This is a genomic window from Halomonas sp. DP8Y7-3 (genome assembly GCF_019801675.1).
Classification (GTDB): domain Bacteria; phylum Pseudomonadota; class Gammaproteobacteria; order Pseudomonadales; family Halomonadaceae; genus Halomonas; species Halomonas litopenaei_A.
In genome coordinates this window covers 145548-163524 of the sequence record NZ_JAHVIO010000018.1, presented here as the reverse complement: position 1 = coordinate 163524, position 17977 = coordinate 145548, and the positions used below count along the sequence as shown (strand labels likewise).

At 62.8% G+C, this 17977-nt stretch carries 13 protein-coding genes; 6 read left to right on the top strand and 7 right to left on the bottom strand.

What is annotated here, in order from left to right; translation table 11 throughout:
* The first annotated feature begins 38 nt into the window (after positions 1-38).
* The 4 genes from ptsP (at position 39) to KUV86_RS17355 (ending at position 6615) form a co-directional block, all read left to right on the top strand.
* Entirely contained in the window at positions 39-2606 is a 2568-nt protein-coding gene (gene ptsP, locus KUV86_RS17370; RefSeq protein WP_222485914.1) for a phosphoenolpyruvate--protein phosphotransferase, read from the top strand.
* On the top strand, positions 2603-4312 hold the full coding sequence (gene nagE / locus KUV86_RS17365; RefSeq protein WP_222485912.1) for an N-acetylglucosamine-specific PTS transporter subunit IIBC: 1710 nt from the start codon (positions 2603-2605) through the stop codon (positions 4310-4312). Before ptsP ends, nagE begins: the two co-directional genes overlap by 4 nt.
* Before the next feature lie 186 nt (positions 4313-4498).
* The gene (locus KUV86_RS17360; RefSeq protein WP_222485910.1) at positions 4499-5314 is read left to right on the top strand and encodes a Cof-type HAD-IIB family hydrolase; all 816 of its coding nucleotides are present in this window, start codon (positions 4499-4501) and stop codon (positions 5312-5314) included.
* A 116-nt stretch (positions 5315-5430) separates the two neighbouring features.
* Positions 5431-6615: an AGE family epimerase/isomerase gene (locus KUV86_RS17355; protein WP_222485908.1), complete on the top strand. Its 1185-nt coding sequence runs from the start codon at positions 5431-5433 to the stop codon at positions 6613-6615.
* A 92-nt stretch (positions 6616-6707) separates the two neighbouring features.
* On the opposite strand, the gene KUV86_RS17350 is transcribed toward KUV86_RS17355, so the two are convergent.
* The 6 genes from KUV86_RS17350 to KUV86_RS17325 form a co-directional block, all read right to left on the bottom strand.
* Positions 6708-7763 (bottom strand): YcjF family protein, encoded by a 1056-nt coding sequence (locus KUV86_RS17350; RefSeq protein ID WP_222485906.1) that lies wholly within the window; start codon positions 7761-7763, stop codon positions 6708-6710.
* Positions 7760-9163, bottom strand: a complete 1404-nt coding sequence (locus tag KUV86_RS17345; RefSeq protein WP_222485904.1) for a YcjX family protein — start codon at positions 9161-9163, stop codon at positions 7760-7762. Before KUV86_RS17345 ends, KUV86_RS17350 begins: the two co-directional genes overlap by 4 nt.
* Before the next feature lie 20 nt (positions 9164-9183).
* Positions 9184-10362 (bottom strand): MFS transporter, encoded by a 1179-nt coding sequence (locus KUV86_RS17340; RefSeq protein ID WP_222485959.1) that lies wholly within the window; start codon positions 10360-10362, stop codon positions 9184-9186.
* Between the two features lie 97 nt (positions 10363-10459).
* Positions 10460-11452, bottom strand: coding sequence for a GlxA family transcriptional regulator (locus KUV86_RS17335; RefSeq protein WP_261397700.1), 993 nt, complete (start codon positions 11450-11452; stop codon positions 10460-10462).
* Between the two features lie 166 nt (positions 11453-11618).
* Positions 11619-13214 carry a solute:sodium symporter family transporter gene (locus KUV86_RS17330; RefSeq protein ID WP_222164245.1) on the bottom strand — a complete coding sequence of 532 codons (1596 nt, stop codon included), beginning with the start codon at positions 13212-13214 and terminating at the stop codon, positions 11619-11621.
* A gap of 359 nt (positions 13215-13573) precedes the next feature.
* Positions 13574-13795 (bottom strand): hypothetical protein, encoded by a 222-nt coding sequence (locus tag KUV86_RS17325; protein ID WP_222485902.1) that lies wholly within the window; start codon positions 13793-13795, stop codon positions 13574-13576.
* Positions 13796-13956: 161 nt separating this feature from the next.
* Here KUV86_RS17325 and KUV86_RS17320 point away from each other — a divergent pair, with 161 nt between their 5' ends.
* Together KUV86_RS17320 and KUV86_RS17315 are read left to right on the top strand one after the other, a co-directional pair.
* Positions 13957-14511: a DUF924 family protein gene (locus KUV86_RS17320; RefSeq protein ID WP_206944396.1), complete on the top strand. Its 555-nt coding sequence runs from the start codon at positions 13957-13959 to the stop codon at positions 14509-14511.
* A gap of 371 nt (positions 14512-14882) precedes the next feature.
* Positions 14883-15122, top strand: coding sequence for a GlsB/YeaQ/YmgE family stress response membrane protein (locus tag KUV86_RS17315; RefSeq protein WP_206944395.1), 240 nt, complete (start codon positions 14883-14885; stop codon positions 15120-15122).
* 1299 nt (positions 15123-16421) lie between these two features.
* On the opposite strand, the gene KUV86_RS17310 is transcribed toward KUV86_RS17315, so the two are convergent.
* Complete coding sequence (locus tag KUV86_RS17310) at positions 16422-17840, bottom strand: amidase (RefSeq protein ID WP_206944394.1); 1419 nt, start codon at positions 17838-17840, stop codon at positions 16422-16424.
* Positions 17841-17977 lie beyond the last annotated feature (137 nt).

The window sequence follows — 17977 nt, the reverse complement described above, 5'->3', positions numbered from 1 at the left end:
AGCGTCCTCTCCTCAATGACAACGATACGGAGCAGATCATGGTTTTGAGCAATGTCACCCTGGTGGCGCCGGTCAAGGGGGTGGTGGTCCCCCTGGCCGACGTCCCGGATCCCGTGTTCGCCGAGGGCAGTCTCGGCCAGGGCATCGCCCTGGACCCGCTAGGCGGGTGCTTGCATGCCCCCTGTGACGGCGAAGTGGTTCAGTCTGCTCGCACCCATCATGCGTTTACCATCAGGAGTGATGAGGGCATCGAGGTCCTGGTGCACCTTGGGCTCGACACCGTGATGCTCGAAGGTCGTGGCATCGAGGCCTGCGTGACCCAGGGGCAACGGGTACAGGCAGGCGAACCTCTGTGTTACTTCGACCTGGACCAGCTGGCCTGCGACGCTGCCTCGTTGGTGACGCCCATGGTCGTGCTGGATAGCGGTGAGCGCCAGTGGATCGAGCTGGAGCTGCGTGCCGGCGATATCGTACAGCGAGGGGAACCACTGATCGTGCTGGGCCCGGCAAGCCCAGCGGTGGCCGGCGGCGTCGCTGGCGTTGAGCCGGCGGGGCCAAAGCTCGAGCGCACGGTGACGCTGGCCATTGAAGCGGGACTGCACGCACGTCCGGCGGCCAGGCTCAGGGCGATTGCCCGCGACCACCAGGTCGTCATGAGCCTGGGTGCCAAGGCGCGCACCGCGAGCTCCGGCAGTGTCAGCGCATTGATGAATCTCGGGCTCGAGTGTGGCGATGCGGTGCAGATCAAGGTGGAAGGGGCCAACGCTGAGGCGGCAATGGCCAGTGCTGTTGCCCTGCTGACCACAGCGGAAGGCCATGGCGCCGGTGAGATTCAGCAGGCGGCCCCCGCTGCAGGGGAGCTGGAGCCTGGACAGTTAGGGGGCCTGACAGCCAGTCGCGGGATGGCCAGTGGGCCGCTTTCGGTGTTGAGCGTCAGGTTGCCTGAGGTGCCGCTAGAGGGTCACGGTCGTCAGGTGGAGTGTCCACGCTTGATGGCGGCGCTGGAGCAGGTAGGGGCGCAGCTAGAGGCGTCCAGGACACGCGCCTTGCGTGAAGGCCAGCAGGCCGAAGCTGAGGTGTTCGAAGCCCATCAGGCGTGGTTGGAAGATCCGGACCTGGTGGCATCGGCGGTCAGCAGGCTGGAAGAGGGGCTCAGTCCGGGGCAAGCCTGGCGTGAAGCCCTGGACGCAGAAGCCGACCGCCTTCGCGCCACCGGCAACGCCATCTTGATCGGTCGCATCGCTGACCTGAGAGACCTTCAGCGTCAAGTGATGCTGACCTTCAGTGATGGCCCGTCAACGGCCCTGGGGGAGCTGCCGGCAGACGCCATTGTCGTGGCCGATGACCTCACTCCCTCATCCTTCGTCGAGCTGTGCCAGCATGATCCGGCGGGGCTCTGCCTGGCGGCGGGCGGTACCACCTCCCACGTATCGATCATGGCCCGCGCCCGGGGCGTGCCCTGTCTGGTGGCCATGGGCGGCGCGCTGCTTGAGGCAGCCGATGCCCATCACGGCAGCACGGTAGTGCTGGATGCCGACAAGGGGCGGCTGGAGCTGACACCTGACCAGCCTCGTTGCGAACAGGTGGTGAAGGAGATCGCCGCCCGGGCCGCCCGCGCCGAAGAAGAACGCAGCCAGGCACACCTGGAAGTGGTGACCCGCGATAGCCGCATGGTAGAGGTCGCCGCCAATATCGGCAGCGCCGAAGAGGCCCGCCAGGCAAGCGCCAGTGGGGCAGATGGTGTCGGCCTGATGCGCAGTGAGTTTCTGTTCCTGGGGCGGGACTCGGCGCCCAGCGAAGCACAGCAGCGTGAGGAATACCAGGCCAGCGTCGATGCCCTGGGCGCCAAGCCAGTGATCATCCGCACCCTGGATATCGGCGCCGACAAGCAGCTGCCGTACCTGACACTGCCGTCGTCACCCAACCCTGCCCTCGGGGTCCGCGGCATGCGCCTGTGGCATTCTCACCCTGAGTTGCTGGATACCCAGCTACGCGCCTTGCTGGGGGTCAAGCCACTGCGTCATCTGCGCATCATGGTGCCGATGGTCAGCGATGCCAGCGAGCTCGAATGGGTGCGCGAGCGCATGGAGGCAATGGCGGCCGACATGCGCCTGACCGAACTGCCGCTGCTGGGAGCGATGATCGAAGTACCCAGTGCGGCGCTATGTTCCGCCGCCATGGCCAAGGTGGCTGACTTTCTGTCGATCGGTACCAACGATCTGACCCAGTATGGGCTGGCCATGGATCGCGAGGATGCGCTGCTGGCGGCCCGGGCGGATGTGCTTCACCCCGGCGTGCTGCGACTGATTCAGGCGACCCTGGCGGGCACCGGGGGGCGCTGCCCGGTGGGAGTGTGCGGAGCGGCAGCCGGCGATGAGCTTGCGGGTCCTCTGCTGGTGGCCATGGGCGTCTCCGAGCTATCGGTGGAGCCTGCCAGCGTAGCGGCGGTGAAGGCGCGCTTGCGCCGCCTGGACGCCAGCGTGATCGCGCGCGAAATCGATACCCTGCTGGCGATGCCAGACGCTGCATCGGTGCGCCATGCACTGACGCAACTGGTAGAGGCCGCGCTGGTCGCCGAGACACCTTCCGAGAGGATCATGACATGACAAGCTCACTGGGCTCACGCCTGATGGCTGCGCTGCAGCTGCTGGGGCGTTCGTTGATGCTGCCGATTGCCGTCTTGCCGGTCGCCGGCCTGCTGCTGCGGCTGGGGCAGCCTGACCTTCTCGACATTGCCTTTGTGGCCAGCGCTGGCCAGGCGATCTTCGCCAACCTGGCGTTGATCTTTGCCATAGGACTGGCCGTCGGCTTTGCCGACGACAGCAATGGTGCTGCGGGCCTTGCCGGGGTCATCGGCTATCTGGTGCTGGATGCGGTGCTGGAAAGTCTCAACCCCGAGATCAACATGGGAGTGCTGGCGGGTATCATCATGGGTACCGTCGCGGGGCTACTGTACAACCGCTTCAAGGCCATCAAGCTACCCGACTATCTGGCGTTTTTTGGTGGCCGGCGTTTCGTCCCCATCGCTACCGGCCTTGCTGGCGTGGTACTGGGCATCGCCTTTGGTTGGGGCTGGCCGCCAATACAGCATGCCATCGACACCCTTGGCCATTGGCTGATTGACGCTGGCGCTTTCGGCAAGTTTGTCTACGGCGCACTCAATCGCCTGTTGATCGTCACCGGCCTGCACCACGTCCTCAACAGCTTTGTATGGTTTGTCTTCGGCAGCTTTGGCGACGCCACCGGCGATCTCAATCGCTTCTTTGCCGGAGATCCTACTGCCGGTGGCTTCATGGCGGGCTTCTTCCCGGTGATGATGTTTGGCCTGCCGGCGGCGGCACTGGCCATGTACCACACCGCCGACAAGGGACGTCGGGCCCAGGTCGGAGGGCTGCTGCTATCACTGGCACTGACCGCCTTCCTGACCGGGGTGACCGAGCCCATTGAGTTCACCTTCATGTTCCTGGCACCGCTGCTCTACGCCTTCCATGCGGTGATGACCGGTCTCAGCATGGCCATCATGCAGTGGCTCGACGTCAAGCTGGGCTTCACCTTCTCCGCCGGGGCCTTCGACTATGCCCTGTCCTACGGTTTGTCCACCAACGGCTGGCTGATGCTGCCGGTCGGCGTGGTCATCGGGCTTGTCTACTACGGCCTGTTCCGTTGGGCGATTGTGCGGTTTGACCTGCTCACGCCGGGACGCGAGCCGCTGACGCAGGACACCCAGATGAGCGCCGCCGAACTCGGTGAGCGTGGTCCCGCCTTTACCACCGCCCTTGGAGGGGCGGCCAACCTCGAAGCGGTGGGGGCCTGTACCACCCGTCTAAGACTGGTGCTGAAACAGCCGGACCAGATCGACGAGGCAGCGCTGAAGGCACTGGGGTCTCGTGGTGTGTTGCGACTGGGTGGGGGCGGTGTGCAGGTGATCCTGGGCCCTATCGCCGACACCGTCGCCGACGAGATTCGTGCGGCCATGGCGGCTCAGGGGCAGACGCCCCCAGTGGGGGCTGATCCCGCCGAGGTCGTGGTCGGACAGAAGGTATCCACCCCGACAAGCCTCAACGATGAGCAGGTAGCAGCCTGGCGCCAAGCCCTGGGAGGAAGTGACAACATCCGCGCGCTGGACGTTCGCGCCGCGACTCGCCTGCGTCTGGCGGTCCGTCACGATAGCGAGCTGGATGAGCAGGCCTTGGCCCAGCTGGGCTGCCACGGTGTGCTAAGGGTGGCAGAGGGGGTCTGGCATCTGGTGGTCGGCAAGGATGCGGACGCTCTGGCCGGGGGCCTGCGTGAGGCAGGTGTGGTGCCCAACTGAGCATGTTTCCCAGGAGACCTTGGCGAAGCACCCTAAGCAACGGCATGCCGAGAGGCGTGCCGTTGCTCTTTCATACGTTGCTCTTTCATATGTTGCTCGCAAGACGCTGTCCCTTTGTGTCGCCGGTCGATGGTGTAGACTGCTGCGATCCCTGGCCCTATCCACTTGCAACGTCCTGGAGCCTTTATGCAGCCACACTTGATCGTGTCCGACCTTGACGGCACCTTGCTGGGTGCCGATCACGACCTGGCCGCGCTGACCATTGATACCCTGCGTGCGTTGGCCGGGGAGGGGCATCGGCTGTGCCTCGCCTCAGGCAGACACCACCGGGATATGGTCGGTTTTCGCGATCGACTGGGTGGGGCGGCACACATCATATCCAGCAACGGCGCCTGGACTCTGGATGCTGCCGGGCAGTGTGTGCGGTCTGCGCACCTGCGGCCGGAACAGGTGGAAATGCTGCTGGGCCTTCCCCGGCCGTCAGAGGTACGCCTCAACATGTACCGCGAGGATGCCTGGTTGATCGACGATCATGCCCCTGGTCTGCTGGCCCTGCATGAAGCGACTGGCTTCGAGTACCAGGTGGCGCCAACGGAGCGAATGGAGGTGGAGGGTGTAGGTAAGGTGCTCTACATCGGCGAGCCTCGTCTGCTGGCCACCATTGAAGCGGCCGCACGGGAGGCAGCAGGCGATGCCTTGCACATCACCTATTCGATGAGTCACTCGCTGGAAATCATGGCGGCAGGGGTCAACAAGGGCAGTGCCGTGTCTGCGCTGCTCGACGATCTGGGGATTCCTGCAGAGCGCTGCCTGGCCTTTGGCGACAACCTCAATGACCTGGAAATGCTGAGCCTTGCGGGCGAAGCCCACGTCATGGCCAACGCCCATCCCCAGCTGGCGCAGGATCTGCCCGGGGCGACAGTGATCGGCCATCACGCCGAAGAAGGGGTGGCGCGCTGCCTGCGCCGTCGCTTCGGGCTCGCGGATGAGCGGCACGGCTAGTTGCCGCGCCAGCCCCACCAATGCCCCAGACATGCCCCTGTCGCTGGCCTCGTGCGGGCCTTGGCGCCCAGCATGAACAGGTCATATAGCCTCGGATCACTTCTCAGGAGCGTCGGATGAACGGATACGACCCGCTGTTTCTCGACCGTCACGTGCGCGACACGATGGCCTTCTACCACCCCAGGGCGATCGATCCCCACGGTGGTTTCTTTCACTACCTGCGCGATGATGGCAGCGTCTATGACGCGGAGCATCGTCATCTGGTGTCGAGCGCGCGCTATGTCGTCACCTATGCGCGGTTTGCGCTGCACAGCGGTCAATCCGAGTATCTGCACTGGGCGCGCCACGGGCTTGCCTATCTGGAGAAGGCCCACTTTCAGACGCGCCATCAGGGCTATGCCTGGACGCTACGAGATGGCAAGCCTGAGGACACCACCCATCATTGCTACGGTCTGGCCTTCGTGCTGCTGGCCTATGCCGAGGCCTACCGGGCGGGGATTGCTGAGGCCTACGCAGGCATTGGTCGGGTTCACCGAATGCTGCAGCAGCACTTCTGGGAGCCCCAGTGGCAGCGTTTTGCCGATGAAGCGGATGAGCGTTGGCGCTTGAAGGACTACCGGGGCCAGAATGCCAACATGCATGGTTGCGAAGCGCTGATCGCAGCCTACGAGGCGACATCTGAAACCCGCTATCTGGATCAGGCCTTGGCCATTGCGCGCTCGATCATCGGCATCAACCGCAAGCATCCCCATGGGTGGATATGGGAGCACTACGATCAGCAGTGGAACCCTGACCTCGACTACAACCGGCAGGACCCCAAGCACCTGTTCCGCCCCTGGGGGTATCAGGTGGGTCACCAGACCGAGTGGGCCAAGCTGCTGGTGTTGCTGTCCCGTTACCGCGACGACGCCTGGCTGATACCTACCGCAGAGCGGCTATTCAGCAGTGCCTGTGAGGCTGGCTGGGACAAGCAGCATGGCGGTCTGGTGTATGGATGCGATCTGGACGGCGAGGTATGTGACGGCGACAAGTACTTCTGGGTACAGGCAGAGAGCTTTGCCGCGGCTGCGGTGCTGTGGGAAGTCACCGGCAAGGGCTGCTACCAGCGCTGGTATCAGCGCCTGTGGGAGTACAGCTGGCAGCATTTGATGGATCATCGACACGGTGCCTGGTATCGCATCCTGTCTGCGAACAACCGCCGCTACGATGACGCCAAGAGCCCGGCCGGCAAGGTGGACTATCACACCATGGGTGCCTGTCAGGAGGTAATGGGCGTGCTGGCACGGCGCGAAGTCGGGTGAACAGAACCCACGGGGCCAGGCGTCGCTTGGCCCCGTGGGTTCGGTAGAGCTTGGTGTGTACGTTGGTTTTTTACGGTGGTTTGTAAGGTGATTCAGGCGTCCTTGTTGGGCGCCTCCATGCGTCTCAGCTGGCGCCACAGGTCGCGGCGAAGGTCGGCCAAACGGGGGCGCTGCTCCGGGCTGAACGTCAGCGGCCGTACCAGGCGCTGGGTCCTCAAGCCCAGCCGAGCGCCGAGCAGACCCACGCCAAGGCCCTGGGCGGCGCGGGCCGAAAGGCGCCCGGCCAGATCCAGTGACAGCATCTGCACGCTGGCGTCGGTGGCGAGCTCGGTGGCGCCTGCGAAGGCCATCTGATACAGCACGCTGCGCAGCAGCTTGAGCCTGGCTGCGTAGCCCAGCTCCAGCCCGTAGAGTCGACACAACCGGTCCACCATCGCCAGGTGGCGCCATGCCACCAGGGTCATGTCCACCAGGGTCATCGGGCTGACGGCGACCATGACCGCGGTTTCTCCGCTCATTCGCGATATCAGGCGCTGGGCCTCTCTATCTCTCGGCGCCAGCAAGTGGTGCGCCACCAGCTGCTGAAGGTCCTGGCCATCATGGTGCGCTTCTCGCGCCGCCTCGAAGGCATGCCAGTGGGGGTCGTCATCGCCCAGAGCGAGCTGAGTCTTGAGGCGCCGAGCCAGCGCCAGTGCCTGTTTGGGCGAGCGCTCATGCATCTGCGCCAGGGCCAGACGCAGCTGATCGTGGCGCTTCAATCGCTTCAGACGAAACAGCTCACGCATCAGGGCCAGTCCGCCAAGTCCAATGGCCGTCAGTCCCAGCAGCTGCCAGCCGGTCGCCAGCAGGTCTCCCCCTGCTAGAGTCTGGGGCACGCCGGTCACCAGTTCGGCAGCGCCAAGGCCGGTAGTGGCGAGCAGCACCGTCACCAGTCCCCAGCGGCGTTTGCGAGGGCGTCCAAGGGTGCCCGCCAAGTCCACCTGATCGTCGTCGGCAGTGGCTGGCGGGGTGGGCGTCAGCGCCCGGCTGTCGACGCCTTCATCGAAGCGCTGGCCAGGCCTGGGGTCAGGGAAAGAGCCGATGGTGGCGTCATCCTGCTCGGCAAAGCGCACCGAGGGGCGCGGGTCGTTCGGCGAGTCCTGGGTCATCTGAGCTTGTCTCCGAGTAGCCAATCCAGCGCCAGATCCATGCGGATGTGGGGCAGGGCTCCTGCCGTCACCGGTTGCGGCCTGAAGGCGGTAAAGTCGAATCCCTGACGTTCCCAGAAGGCAGGGTCTGGAAGCCGGCCTGGCACCTCTCCCGGGAAGGTCAGCAGCGACTCGCCGTCCAGGGTGGTGCCCCTGAGGGCCGGCGATGTACGTCCCTGATGGGTGACCTCACGCGCCTCGGTGGCGCGAATGGAGGCCAGCGACAGTGCCTTGACCGGAATATCGGCGTACTTGAGGTTTTTCAGGGGTTCCGCGAGCAGTGCCTCCAACAGGCTGACAAGCCTGGCATGCTGATCCGGTGTGACATGGTCCGCCTTGGTAGCGGCAATGGCCAGGCGATCGATGCGCGGTGTGAACAGGCGGCTGAAGAGGCTGCGCCTGCCGTAGTTGAAACTCTGCATCAGTTGCTGCAACGCCTGGGACAGGTCCTCGAAACGTTCAGGGCCGGCGTTGAGGGCGCCCAGCACGTCGACCAGAACGATCTGGCGGTCGAATCGACGGAAGTGATCGCGGTAGAACGGCTTGACGATATGTTGCTGATAGTGGGCAAAGCGGCGTGCCAGCGTCCGATACACGCTCGACTCAGGCAAGCGTTCCAGGGTCTCGGCTGAGTGACTGTCAAGACCGGGCAGCGGAAAGAACTGCAGCACGGGGGCGCCTGCCAGCTCTCCGGGCAGCAGGAAACGCCCTGGCTGAAGGTGCGAAAAGCCCGCCTCACGGGCGGCGCGCAGTCCGCTGGCATACTGCTCGCTGATATCGGCGAGGAAAGCTTCATCCGCCTCCTGTGCGATGTCGAGTTGATCAACGCAGGCCTGCCAAGGCGCTAGCATGGCCCGTCGTGCCGGGCCGGCGCTCTCCTGCATGGCTTGCCATTGGGCCATGCTCCAGCTGGCAAAGGTGTGATCCAGCAGAGGCAGGTCCAGCAGCCATTCCCCCGGATAATCGAACAGGTCCAGGGTCAGCTCCGCGTTGTCGGCGCTGAACCAGGATTGGCGCTGCGGACGGTAGCGAATGGTCAGGCGTAGCTCGCTGATGCCGCGGGTGGGCTCTGGCCAGCGCGGTGGAATCTGTTCCAGGCTGGCGCGAGCCTGGTCGAAAGGAAAGCGGGGCACGCCCAGGTCTCGTTGGGCCACCCGCTGGGCGCCCAGCAGACGGCCCTCACGGCTGGCAGCAAGCAAGTCCAGGCGCGCTTCCAGGCCAGCATGGCGCAGCTGATCCACCAGCGAAGTAAGGAAGGCTGTCTTGCCCGCCCGAGACAGGCCGGTGACCGCCAGGCGTAGCTGGCGGTCTCGGCCACGTTCGATCAGATCCATCAGATCACGGGTCAGGTCCGTGGGCATTGCGGCTCCATCCTGTCAGATTACCCCCTAATCTGAGGGCGCCGTGCCGCAAAGACAAGCGATTGTAGCGCGATCACTACCAGCGGCAGGGCCGCCATGGGAAGCAGCCACAGATTCAATGTCTGCCATCCCAGCACTCCCACTAGGGGGCCTGCTGCCAGGGCAGTGATGGCGGCGGTGGTGAACACCAGAAACTCGTTGAGGGCCTGGACCCGCGCTTTTTCGGCGGGCTGATAGCATTCGGTCAGCAGGCCGGTGGCGGGCAGGAAGGTAAAGTTCCAACCGAGGCCGAGCAGCACTAGGGTAATGTTGAAGCCGGCGATGGTCGAGGGCCCCAGGGCGGTGAGTGCGCTGGCCATTAGCAGCACACAGCCCAGGGCGATCATGCTCGAGGCGCCCAGGCGCTGGGTCAATCGCCCGGTGAAGAAGGACGGCACGAACATGGCCAATACGTGCCATTGGATCGTCATCGAGACATGGTGAAACGCGTGACCGTGGGTGGCCATGGCCAAGGGCGTCGCCGTCATGGCCAGGTTCATCACCCCGTAGCCCACCATGGCGCCGAGAATGGCCAGCCATAGCTTGCTTTGCCGTAACAGCTCGGCCATGGGGCGGGCGGGCTCATTACGCGCCTGGCGGTCAACGGGGGGAAGGGGAATGACCAGCAGCAGGCCAAGGGCGATCAGATAGAGCGCCCCCAGGCCAATGAAACTGCCGAGAAACGGGGTGACCGATGCGTCTTGGCTGAATCTGGCAAGCCAGGGGCCGAAAAACGCCGCCAGCACGCCGCCCCCCATCACCAGGCCGACGGCCCGGTCCCGTGCCTGGGCCGGAGCAATCTCGATGGCGGCAAAGCGGTAGAGCTGGCCAAAGCCAATGCCGATACCGATCGCGGTGGTGGCCATCGCGAAGGCGACGAAGTTGCCGGCGACCAGCGTCACGCAGGCGGCCACGGTGCCGCCAAGGCCGATCAGGTTGCCGATCACGAAGCCGCGCTTGCGTCCCAGTCGCCCCATGATCAGTGATGCCGGCAGGGTGGCCAGCATCAAGCCAAGCCACTGGGTAGCGACCGGCAATGTCGATAGCCACGGCGTGGGAGCCAGGGCCTGGCCGATCAGCGGAGACACCGCGATCAGCAGGATGTTGCCGCTGACCAGCAGCGCTTGACACAGCGATAGCAGAACGACGCCGGTGGGCAGTCGCGGTTGAGTGGCGTCGTGCATGTCGAAGACTCCTGTGTGATGTATCAGATGACCGGTGGGGGACCAGGCGTCAGTTGGCGAGGGGGATAACGCGTCAGCTGGCTTCGGATGACGTGCCGAAGCGTGCTCGGTAGATCGAGGGTGATACGCCGTAGTGACGCTGGAACAGGCGTCGCAGCTGCTCGCTGGTGCCCAGGCGCCAGTGCGATGCCAGTTGCTCGAGTGACGCCGCGCCACGAATCAGGTCCTGCCGGGCGGCCTCCAGGCGCACTCGGGTGAGGTACTCCATGGGCGTCGTGCCCAGTTGGCGACGGAACAGTCGAGACAGGTGGCGCGACGACATATGGACCTGTTCGGCCATGCTATGCAGGTCCATATCGGTTGCCGGTGCCGCGTGCAGGCGCTCCAGCAGGGGACGCAGACGGCTGCCGCTGGCGTGTTGGCGGGCCAACAGCTCGCTGAATTGCGACTGGCCCCCAGGGCGGTGGACAAACATCACCAGTTCTCGGGCGACCGTGGCGACCACGTCTGTGCCTAGATCTGCCTCGACCAGTGACAGGGCCAGGTCGATACCCGCCGTCACCCCTGCGCTGGTGTAACGCCCGCGATCATGGACATACAGCGCATCAGCCTGCACGCGTACCTGGGGAAAGGTCTGGGCCAGGCGCTCGCAGTGCCGCCAGTGGGTGGTGGCGTCGTGATCGTCGAGCAGTCCAGCATCGGCCAGCAGAAAGGCGCCGGTACAGACCGACCCGAGCCTGTCCAGGCGTGGCGCCACTCGGTTGAGGCGCTCTTGCCAGCGAGCCTGTTGGCATTGCACAAAGACGCCGTGTCCTCCGGCCACCAGCAAGGTGGCGTTATCCACTGGGCCACCGTCGCCCGCCTCCCACTGACGCCAGCCGAGGTCCGGTCGCAGGCGTAACCCGCCGTTGGACATGACCTCGTCGCCGCGCCCGATCAGCTGGAGGCGGTAGTGGCGGCGCCCAAGCACCTCATTGGTCGTGGCGAACACCTGCCAGGGCCCCGTGACGTCGAGCATCTGGCAATCGGGGTAGGCCAGCAGGGCAACGTCTTTGATGTCCATCATCGGGGTCTCGGCATGTCGTGGAAGCCGTGTTGATGATGGCGCCTGGTGAGGGTGGCGGCAAGGACAGGTACCCCACCGATCCGGACATGGGGCTCGCAATCAGCAACGCCCCGCTCCAGTGGGGTGGAACGAGGCGTTTAGGAGGCGACTCGAGGGAGTGGGGGCTTCAGCCAGCAAAGGCCACGTAGATGGCAATCACCAGCACGACCAGCAGGATGCCTGCGGGAACGGCGCCTTTCCAGGGTGTCAGATCCACGGCGCCGACGTCCTCCTGCTGCCAGGCGTCGGTGCGTGGGCGCCACTTGCCGATCAGCAGCATGATGACCACCAGCAACACGAAGACCAGCGCAACGAAATGGAATTCGTGCATTAGCACGGGCAGCTTGTTGAACGGGGGAATGAAGTAACCGGCAAAGATCATCAGACAGCCGCCAACCAGGGCGATCTTGGCGGCCATGGGCGGCACTCGCTTGGTTAGCAGGCCGACGACCACCACGGCAAGAATGGGGATGAAGTAGATGGCGTTCATTTTCTGCAGGTAGCCGAACAGGCTTTCCTGACCCGCCAGCAGGGGGGCAATGGTCATGGCCGAGATCGCCATGATCCAACCGAACACCTGGCTGGACCTGACCACCTGGGCCTCGCTGGCGTCCTTCTTGAGTACGGCCTTGTAGAGGCCCAGGCTAAACAACGTCGTGGTCGAGTTCAGCGCCGAGTTGAAGGATGACAGGATGGCGCCAACCATCACCGCGGCAAAGAAGCCTGTCAGCGGCGCGGGCAGCACGTTAAAGACCAGGTGGCCGTATGCTTCGTCCGCCTTGATGCCCTGGTCGGCATACAGGTGATAGGCAATGATGCCGGGCAGGACCAGGTAAAGCGGACCCAGCAGCTTGAAGAAGCCCGTCAGCAGCACGCCTTTCTGGCCTTCGGCCAGGTTCTTGGCGGCAAAGGTGCGCTGGATGATCTGCTGGTTGGTGGTCCAGTAGAACACGTTGATGAGAAAGACCCCGGTGAACAGGGTAAAGAACGGTACGCTCTGGTCACTGCCCCCGATCGAGTTCATCTTCTCGGGGTTGGCCTGCTTGAGGATGTCCCAGCCGGCGAGAACGCCGCCACTGTCGCTGACGGCCTGCAAGCCGAAATAGACAATGACAAAGCCACCGACAAGTAGTCCGATGCCGTTGAGAGTATCGGACACGGCCACCGTGCGCAGGCCGCCGAACAGGGCATAGATGGAACCGATGATGCCGACAATCCATACCGTCAGCCATAGCAGCGTGGTACTGGATTCGATCCCGGTCAGTCCCGACAGGTCGAGCATCCCTTGCAGGCCGATCGCGCCGGAATACAGGATGATCGGCAGCAGCACCACCGCGTAGGCGATCAGGAAGATCACGTTGGTGATCAGCTGGGTGCCCTTGTCGAAGCGGATTTCCAACAGCTGGGGCAGGGTGGCGATCCCGCTCTTGAGGAAGCGCGGCAGAAAGAACAGTGCCAGCGCCACCAGTGCCATGACGGCGACCACTTCCCAGGCCATGACGCTAAGGCCATCGGTGAAGGCTGAGCCGTTCAAGCCCACCATCTGCTCCGTGGACAGGTTGGTCATCAGCAATGAGCCCGCAATCAGCGGGAAGGTCAGGCTGCGGCCAGCGAGAAAGAAGCCGCTGGTGCTGGAATGGTCGTCCCGGCGGGTAATCCGCCAGGTGATGAAGGCGACCAGGCCGGTAAAGAACAAAAAGGACGCAAAGGTCAGTAGGGGCATAGTGTCATCCTTGCAATCGTGTTCCGCGGTGGCGGCGTTCCCGCTGCGCGTGCCGTGGGGGCGACGACGGTACTGGCCGACCAAGGGTTCAGTGGTAGCGTCCCCCGCCGGTGCTAACCGGTGGTCAAGGGTCCCGGGACGCTGTATGCAGTATTGCAGCTGTATCGCTTCACTTGATGATCGGTATCGAGATCGCCCCTGCACATGCTGGTCGCGATGGCGGAGCCAGCGCGGTCAGGCCGCCTGAGGTGAACGCGCTTTTCCGTTTCTTAAAGGATTAAGTTCGTCGATATAGTGCCTGTTGGCAGCATGTTGGCTAGTTTATGTGGCTATCACGCTCGAGCCATACATCTTTTGTCTTAGCCGTGTGGTTCCGGAAGAACTGCTGGAACCGGCACAGGCTCAACGATGCCAAGTAGTTGCAGCAATGTAGGCGTTGCCGCAATGATGAATCCGCAGGCGGCCAGAAGCCGCCCTGGCCAGCGATGGGTGCGAGCGATATGCAGACCCAGCAGGCAGACGACCAGGCCAGACATATGAAAAACGACCGCCAGCGAGCGAAGCAGTTCGAAGGGTGTCATGGGTGATGGGATCCAGCAGGTGGGTGGCCGGGTGAGTCACGCGAGCGATCACACAATGCCATCTTGGCGAGTCGTGGTGGTAGACCATCATCCGGTGCCGGCGTCCCAGTGCCGGTAGTCGGGTGCCAATGGCAGAGGATTTCTGTGAGGGGGAGAATGCCATGTCAGTAGCGGTAGCGCGAGCCGATGAGGTCATCGAGTTCTGGTTTCACACGTTGACGCCGCGGCAGTGGTTTGCCAAGGACGCCGACCTGGACCAACGCATGCGCGATGCGTTCAGTGCGACGCTGTCTGCTGCCGCGTCTGCCGAGACCTGGCAGTGGCGTACCTCGGCACGCGGGCGTTTGGCGGAAATTCTGGTCCTGGATCAGTTCTCGCGAAACATCCACCGTGATAGTGCGCTTGCCTTCGCCTGCGATGGCCAGGCATTGGTGCTGGCGCAGGAGGCGGTGGCACAGGGGGCGGATCGGGTGCTGGATGTCGCCTGGCGTGCCTTTCTCTACATGCCCTACATGCACAGCGAGTCACTGCTGATACACGAGGAAGCCTTGCGCCTGTTTGACCAACCGGGACTGGAAAGCAATTTGCACCATGAGCACCGGCACCGGGAGGTACTGCTCCGCTTCGGTCGTTATCCTCAGCGCAACGCTGCCTTGGGGCGGCGCTCCACGCCAGAGGAAGAGGCGTTCCTCGCCGAGCCGGGAAATCGCTTCTGACGGTGACTCGGTGAGGCCAGAAGGCAGACGCGGTGAGTGAGGGCTCGCAAGCTGTGCGGGGAGTGATGAAGGCCAGGCATTGCGTTGTTCTGATGACTCCATGGTGGTGTGCGGTGGCGGTAGGGCACGGCTGTTGACCGTCTATGGCGGCCGCGGCAGGGGCTGCTGGTGCTTAGCCTGGCCTCCTCTTGCGTGGCTCGAGATACAGATCGCTACTTTCGTATGCATGAATGTAATGGTATAGCTGTAAATGCATGGGCGATGGCCTCTAGGGCACGCCTGAAGGTCTTGCTCCTCGGCCAAGGGATCTGCCGCTGGGGGGCTTGTACCGCAGAACCGCAAGCTTTCATTCAGCGACGAAGGAGAACGCAATGGGCTTTATCGCGTGGTTGATCATTGGCGGACTGGCCGGCTGGATCGCAGGTAACATCATGCGTGGTGGTGGTTTCGGTCTGCTTGGCAATATCGGGGTTGGTGTCGTTGGTGCATTGATCGGTGGCCTGCTGTTCAGCCTGGTTGGGCTTTCCAGTGGAGGATTCATCGGCTCACTGGTGACGGCCGTGGTAGGTGCCGTGGTATTGCTATGGGGCGTGGGGAAGCTGCGAGGTTAGCGTTCACTCACGACCGTTGAGGGGTGATATGGCCTCATAAGAAGCGTCATCATCGCCCAAACGCCAAGGGCCCGGTGCATTGCACCGGGCCCTTGGCGTTTGGGCGGGCTAGGCATCTCGTTACGCCGGTTCTCTTGTTCACGCCATGGCTGCCCGGTAGGCGCTCTTCGCCATGACGGGTACCGCTGAGGCAGCGTTGCAGGGTGTTTCAAAGCAGCGATAGAGGTTTCGGCCCGTGGTCGACAGATGATGAAGGTCGCCGTTTACCTGGTCGGGGAGTCATGCGGTGACGATATTGCGCTGATATGCAGGATACCTGTCATCGGGCTATCCATAGTGAGTCATTTTTCGATTGATCGCCTGCGGTAACCGCTCGAGCAGACTTGCTATCACTCGGTTGCTCCGTTTTTACTCGATGATAACGTGCACCATGATGTGTTCTTCAAGATTGGGTCCGGAGTTAGTCGTTAGTACAACGGCCTTGCTGACTAGGTGAAGCCGAGTATTCGTTGTTTCTAGCTAGCAAACTATGTCGTCCACCGTATGGGATAAGCTTCCAATTAATGACGTGGGGTAAAGTATGTGTGCTCATTAATATAGAGGTGGAACGCTTTCTTTGCCTCATGGGTTTTGATCTAGGTCAAGTTTGTGATGGTTATGTGTGGTGTGGTCGTGTTAGAGATTTGCATAGTCGATAGGCAGCCTTTGAAGGATCCTTTCTCAAAATAGGCGAGGACAGTTGTGATAGTGAGAAGTGGCCTCAGATGCTGTGCATACTCATGTTTACCAGGTTTTCCAAGAATAAGGGGTATCAGATTGTGAGAAATTTTTTTATATTTATCATCGCACTATGCTGCGTTTTCTTGATTTCAGCATGCTCAATAGCCCATTCCGAAAATATCGGGCCGCATAAATACAGAGTGACGAGTAGTGGTAATGTTTGGGCATCAAAATCGGATCACATGGACAATGTGAGAGAAGAGGCTGAAGAGGTATGTGGCGACTCGAACTATACCATAACGGGAAATGAGGATGATGCATTCGTCTCATCTGTTCCTAGTGTGGTAAATGGTATTCCCATGAGGATTCCTTCGACAGGGCTCGTCGCGGAGTTTGAATGCCACTAAATCGCCAATGTGGTGGTGGAGAAAAGCGAAGGTCGGGATACCTTCGCTTTTCTCATACGGGTAGGGCGCTGGAAGGGGCTTGTTATTGGGTTAAGTGGTGGGTTTGAAGTAGCAGCGCCATTATGTTGTGTTTATTTTTTGATCTTCCCTTGGCGCCGATGGCAAGCGCCATTCAGCCTGCATGACGGGCGGGGTCAGGCAGGGAGGGAAAGCGGGGTGGGTGTGCCTGCAGGTACGCGTGGCACGCCCTGAGCACCCTGACGTCATCGTACTTGCCTCCCGCCAGTTGAAAACCGACAGGCAGTCCCTGTTCGGTAAAGCCGCAGGGAACTGACGCTGCGGGCTGCTGACTGAGGTTGAAGGGGTAGGAGAAGGGCGCCCATTCCTCCCAGTCGCGCATGCCACTTCCCGGAGGCACCTGGTGGTGAATCTCGAAGGGACTGATGGGCACGGATGGGGTCATCAGCAGGTGATAGTCCTGATTGAACTGTTCCAGGCGCATCGTCAGGTCGGCCCGGGCGGCCTGGGCGCGGAAGAGCTCTACGGCCTTCCAGTCCTCTGCGCGCAAGGCATTCTCGTAAAGGCCGGGGTCCAGCTTGGCACGGTCGTCATCACTGAGCTGCGAGACCATCTCCAGTGAGGCGGTAAACCACAGTCGCTGAAAGATCCACAGGGGGGACGGGAGGTCTGGGTTGACCTCGCAGACCTCGGCACCCAAGGCTTCGAGGTGGTGGGCGGCCTCTCTGACCTTGGCGACGATCTGAGGGTCCACGTCGGCGAAGCCGAGATCGGTGGAGAAGGCGATGCGCAGACCGCGCAAGTCCTGGCCCAGGTCCTGGCCCCAGTCGCTCGGCTGACCTCGGGTAGCATAGGGGTCCACGTAGTCGTAGCGGCCAATGACGTTGAGCATGGCGGCGGCGTCTTCCACCGTGCGCGTGATCGGGCCGATATGGGAAAGCGTCGGGGCCTCCGCTGGCGGCCACTGCGGTGTCCAGCCAAAGCTTGGTTTGAAGCCGAAGACGCCGCAGAAGGCGGCGGGTATGCGAATGGAACCGCCAGAGTCGCCACCTTGATGCAGCACTCCCATGTTCAGGGCGGCAGCTGCGGCAGCACCTCCCGACGATCCGCCGGACGTCAGGCGAGTGTCCCAGGGGTTGCAGGTGGCACCGAACACGCGGTTATCGGTGACCGCCTTCCAGCCATCTTCCGGCGTGTTGGTCTTGCCCAGCAGAACAGCGCCGGCCTCTCTCAGTCGCCGGGCCGGTGGCGCATCAGTGTCACAGGGCTGACGAGATCCCAGCAGCGAGCCATTTGACGTGGGCATGCCCGCGACGTTGGTCAGGTCCTTGATGGAGACCGGTACGCCGTCGATGGGGCTGAGTGGCTTGCCTTGCCCCCATCGCCGCGCCGAGGCTGTTGCGGCTTTCTCGGCGCCTTCGGCATCGATATAGGTGTAGGCATTAACGGTCGGGTTAAAGCGTTCAATCCTGGACAGGGCGGCTCGAGTCGCTTCCAGCGGTGAGACGCTGCCATTGCGGTAATGTTCCGTCAGTGCCGCAACGCCCATGTTGCCTAGTTCATCCTCTTGCATGGTCGGGTCCCTCGCGTCCATGAGTGAGGCTTTACCGTAGCTTGTTTGGGCACATTTTTTCCAATCTGGGTGCCCGCAAGGGCGAGCATTGCTGCTGTTTCACTGCCCCCAAACAACAACGCCACCGGCATCAGCCG

What these genes read in the sequence shown, in the direction of transcription:
- ptsP (WP_222485914.1), top strand. Translation starts at nt 39, where the DNA reads ATGGTTTTGAGCAATGTCACCCTGGTGGCGCCGGTCAAGGGGGTGGTG.
- nagE (WP_222485912.1), top strand. Translation starts at nt 2,603, where the DNA reads ATGACAAGCTCACTGGGCTCACGCCTGATGGCTGCGCTGCAGCTGCTG.
- KUV86_RS17360 (WP_222485910.1), top strand. Translation starts at nt 4,499, where the DNA reads ATGCAGCCACACTTGATCGTGTCCGACCTTGACGGCACCTTGCTGGGT.
- KUV86_RS17355 (WP_222485908.1), top strand. Translation starts at nt 5,431, where the DNA reads ATGAACGGATACGACCCGCTGTTTCTCGACCGTCACGTGCGCGACACG.
- KUV86_RS17350 (WP_222485906.1), bottom strand. Translation starts at nt 7,763, where the DNA reads ATGACCCAGGACTCGCCGAACGACCCGCGCCCCTCGGTGCGCTTTGCC.
- KUV86_RS17345 (WP_222485904.1), bottom strand. Translation starts at nt 9,163, where the DNA reads ATGCCCACGGACCTGACCCGTGATCTGATGGATCTGATCGAACGTGGC.
- KUV86_RS17335 (WP_261397700.1), bottom strand. Translation starts at nt 11,452, where the DNA reads ATGATGGACATCAAAGACGTTGCCCTGCTGGCCTACCCCGATTGCCAG.
- KUV86_RS17330 (WP_222164245.1), bottom strand. Translation starts at nt 13,214, where the DNA reads ATGCCCCTACTGACCTTTGCGTCCTTTTTGTTCTTTACCGGCCTGGTC.
- KUV86_RS17325 (WP_222485902.1), bottom strand. Translation starts at nt 13,795, where the DNA reads ATGACACCCTTCGAACTGCTTCGCTCGCTGGCGGTCGTTTTTCATATG.
- KUV86_RS17320 (WP_206944396.1), top strand. Translation starts at nt 13,957, where the DNA reads ATGTCAGTAGCGGTAGCGCGAGCCGATGAGGTCATCGAGTTCTGGTTT.
- KUV86_RS17315 (WP_206944395.1), top strand. Translation starts at nt 14,883, where the DNA reads ATGGGCTTTATCGCGTGGTTGATCATTGGCGGACTGGCCGGCTGGATC.
- KUV86_RS17310 (WP_206944394.1), bottom strand. Translation starts at nt 17,840, where the DNA reads ATGCAAGAGGATGAACTAGGCAACATGGGCGTTGCGGCACTGACGGAA.